Source organism: Burkholderia sp. Ac-20345, assembly GCF_017104825.1.
GTDB lineage: Bacteria > Pseudomonadota > Gammaproteobacteria > Burkholderiales > Burkholderiaceae > Burkholderia > Burkholderia lata_B.
On the sequence record NZ_JAAGPO010000391.1, the window covers coordinates 1 to 3621 of the forward strand.

At 66.5% G+C, this 3621-nt stretch carries 3 protein-coding genes and 1 pseudogene; 2 read left to right on the plus strand and 2 right to left on the minus strand.

Annotated features, from left to right (window positions below; all coding sequences use genetic code 11):
* Positions 1-116: 116 nt before the first annotated feature.
* A pseudogene (locus G3O06_RS47070) lies at positions 117-629 on the minus strand (AraC family transcriptional regulator); the annotation flags it as partial.
* A gap of 152 nt (positions 630-781) precedes the next feature.
* Between G3O06_RS47070 and G3O06_RS47075 the strand changes: the two are divergent.
* Complete coding sequence (locus G3O06_RS47075; RefSeq protein ID WP_205820170.1) at positions 782-1459, plus strand: cysteine hydrolase family protein; 678 nt, start codon at positions 782-784, stop codon at positions 1457-1459.
* A 106-nt stretch (positions 1460-1565) separates the two neighbouring features.
* Here G3O06_RS47075 and G3O06_RS47080 read toward each other — a convergent pair whose 3' ends face one another.
* A complete protein-coding gene (locus G3O06_RS47080; protein WP_174967600.1) occupies positions 1566-2207 on the minus strand; it encodes a TetR family transcriptional regulator in 642 nt (213 codons plus the stop codon).
* A 401-nt stretch (positions 2208-2608) separates the two neighbouring features.
* Between G3O06_RS47080 and G3O06_RS47085 the strand changes: the two genes are divergently transcribed.
* The coding region (locus G3O06_RS47085) for an efflux RND transporter periplasmic adaptor subunit (protein ID WP_205820171.1) at positions 2609-3621 on the plus strand (1013 nt) is incomplete at its 3' end.

Here is a 3621-nt window from a genome sequence, read left to right on the forward strand (position 1 = left end):
CAGTACCTTCGCCAAACCCCGCACGCTTTCCACGAGCGCGCGGTCCTTATCTGTCCATCTGTCAGGCGGGAGATTGCGGAGGTCCAGGAATTCTTTCAGCCTTTGCGGCATGGGGCGCCGGCCGACGTCATCAGATTGCCGTCGTCCACGTACAGCACGTCCGGATCGAGCTTCACGCGTGGAAAGCGTTGCGCGAAGTCGTCGGCCCATGCCCAGTGCGTGGTGGCCGGGCGGCCGTCGAGCAGGCCGGCCGCGGCGAGCACGTAGGCGCCGAGACACAGCCCGACGAGCTGCGCGCCACGCGCGGCGACCGCGCGGACGGCGTCGACCAGCACGTCGGGCGGCGCTTCGTCCGGATCGCGCCACGCCGGCACGATGACGATGTCCGCGTCGTCGAGCCCGTCGAGTCCGTATGGCGCGGTGATCGTGAAGCCGCCCGTCGTCGACAGCGGGCCGCGCTCGGCCGAGCAGACGCGAAACTCGAATGCAGGCGACGCGGCCGAGTCGCGTTCCTTGCCGAACACGACGGACGGCACCGACAGGTGGAACGGGCTGATGCCGTCGTATGCGATCACGGCAACGACGGTCGGTGCGGGCGGGGCGGGCCGGGTGGGCGCAGCGGCAGTCATGGCGGGCTCCGGAATGGCGATGGCCCGATTTTATCGAAGAATGGCTATCGGGCCACTGTCCGCGTAAGCGATGCGCGCCGACAATGCATCGCATCGCGCCGCTGGCCGTCCCGTCCCGGGGCGGGGCAGCGCCCCCGGACCAGGAGCCCGCCATGTCGAACGCCGTCCCGCAATCCGCTTCCCCTTCCGTTTCCCGTCCGGCTTCCCGCCGCGCGCTGATCGTGATCGACGTCCAGAACGAGTACGTGACGGGCAACCTGCCGATCGAGTATCCGCCGCTCGACGTGTCGCTCGCGAACATCGGCCGCGCGATCGATGCCGCGCATGCGGCCGGCGTGCCGGTGGTGGTCGTCCAGCACGTCGCGCCGGCCGGCGCGCCGATCTTCGCGCCCAGCTCCGACGGCGTCGCGCTGCACGCGGTCGTTGCCGGCCGGCCGTACGCGCACCTGATCGAGAAGAAGCAGGCAAGCTCGTTTGCCGGGACCGATCTCGCCGCGTGGCTCGAGGCGCACGGGATCGACACGCTCGCGGTGGCCGGCTACATGACGCACAACTGCAATGCGTCGACGGTCTATCACGCCGCGCACGCGGGGCTGAATGTCGAGTACCTCAATGACGCGACGGGCACGCTGCCGTACGAGAACGAAGTGGGCGCGGTGAGCGCCGAGGAGATTCACCGCGCGTACGCGGTCGTGTTCCAGTCGAATTTCGCGGCCGTGATGTCGACCGATGCGTGGATCGCGGGACTGGCCGGTGCGCCGATGCCGAAGCGCGATTCGGTTGCCGCGTCGAACCGGCGGGCCCGCGCGCAGCGCGCGAAGGCGGCCTGAACCGGGCGGGGAGAAGGGGGCGCGGGCGGGGCGTTGGCAAGGTCGGCGCGAGGCCCGGCGCACCGACCGATGAATCGAAAACCTCGGGCGAGCGTTCGCCGCGCGGTCAGTCGCCGTCCTTCAGCATCGCCGGGCTGTAGCGCAGCATGTCGAAACAGCCGTCGACGAGCTTTTCCGCATGCTGCTCGGCGTCGACCTCGTCGGGCAGCATCAGCATGTCGCGCACGAAACCGCTGACGAGCGTGTGCAGCATCAGCGTCGCGCGCCACGTATCGAGCCGCTCGGGCAGCAGCTTGAGCCGCACCGCGCCCGCGAGATCGGCATCGATCGCATGCAGCGCCTCGCTCATCCCCGCGCGGTTGCGCTGCAGCAGCGGCTCCAGGTCCGCGACGTATTCGCACTTCATGAACAGGATGCTGAACACGCGGCGCAACTGCGCGTCGCGCTGCACGCCGAGCAGGCACCAGATCAGGATCTGACGGATCTTCTCGAGCGGATTGCCGCCCGGCGCGTCGAGCGGCATCCGCTTCAACTCGTCGATCGGCAGAAACACGCGGTCGAACATCGCGTCGAACAGGTCGCTCTTGTTCGCGAAGTGCCAGTAGATTGCGCCGCGCGTCACGCCGGCATGCTGGGCGATGTCCGCGAGCGACGTGTGCGACACGCCCTTCTCGAAGAACACGTGTTCGGCGGCGTCGAGAATGCGATTGCGCGTCTCGAGCGCCTCCTCCTTGGTACGTCTGACCATGTGCAGGCCTGATTGAATCGATCGTAGGTGAATTAGGGTCTGCAACCCTCGGCGCAGTCATATAGACTGGCTATGCTTGCGGTTGGTAACAATCTGTAAGACTGGACAGCCGGCGGGGCATAAACGGGGTTTTTACATACATTCATGAATGTATATACAATACCACCCTACGATCGAATGGCCCAAGTGGCAATCAGTTAATATCCCACTCTGCTGATTCCCGCCAAAGTACCAGTCCGCAGTTGCGGGGCAACCTGTCGGCACGGAGGTTTCGTGCCGCTTGCTGTATCTAGCAGTCCAGTATTTCAGGTGTTCGATCTGCGCCGTGAGGCGCATCCGTGTTGCGCTCGCTCCGGTCGGGTGCGGCACTTATTCCATTGGTTATACACAGAGGTCGCTCCATGCGCGTCGAACGGGTTCCATACCGCTTAATCACTGTCGCGACGGCCGCCGTTTTCCTGGCCGCGTGCGGGAAAAAAGAATCGGCACCGCCGCCGCAAACGCCGGAAGTCGGCGTCGTCACCGTCCAGCCGCAAGCCGTACCAGTCTTCAGCGAACTGCCGGGCCGCACCAGCGCATTCCTCGTCGCGCAAGTGCGCGCACGGGTGGACGGCATCGTGCTGCGCCGTGAATTCACCGAAGGTACCGACGTCAAGGCCGGCCAGCGTCTGTACAAGATCGATCCGGCGCCGTATGTCGCCGCATTGAACAGCGCGAAGGCAACGCTCGCGAAGGCGCAGGCGAACCTCGTCACGCAGAACGCTCTCGTCGCACGCTACAAGGTGCTGGTGGCCGCGAACGCGGTCAGCAAGCAGGACTACGACAACGCGGTGGCCACGCAGGGCCAGGCCGCGGCGGACGTCGCGGCCGGCAAGGCAGCGGTCGACACCGCGCAGATCAACCTCGGCTATACCGATGTCGTCTCGCCGATCACCGGCCGCGTCGGCATCTCGCAAGTGACGCCGGGCGCCTACGTGCAGGCGAGCCAGGCGACGCTGATGTCGACGGTGCAGCAGCTCGACCCGGTGTATGTGGACCTCACGCAGTCGAGCCTCGAAGGCCTGAAGCTGCGTCAGGACGTGCAAAGCGGCCGCCTGAAGACGAGCGGCCCTGGCGCCGCGAAGGTGTCGCTGATCCTGGAAGACGGCAAGACCTACTCGGAAGCCGGCAAGCTGCAGTTCTCGGACGTGACGGTCGACCAGGCCACCGGTTCGGTGACGATCCGCGCGGTCTTCCCGAACCCGGGCCGCGTGCTGCTGCCGGGCATGTTCGTGCGCGCACGGATCGAGGAAGGCGTGAACGAGAACGCCTTCCTGGTGCCGCAGATCGGCGTCACGCATGACCAGAAGGGGCAGGCGATCGCGATGGTGGTGAACGCCGGCAACAAGGTCGAGCCGCGTCCGCTGAAGACCAC

Bases quoted from the DNA above. Each gene is read 5' to 3' on its own strand.
- G3O06_RS47075 (WP_205820170.1), top strand. From the start codon at position 782: ATGTCGAACGCCGTCCCGCAATCCGCTTCCCCTTCCGTTTCCCGTCCG.
- G3O06_RS47080 (WP_174967600.1), bottom strand. From the start codon at position 2,207: ATGGTCAGACGTACCAAGGAGGAGGCGCTCGAGACGCGCAATCGCATT.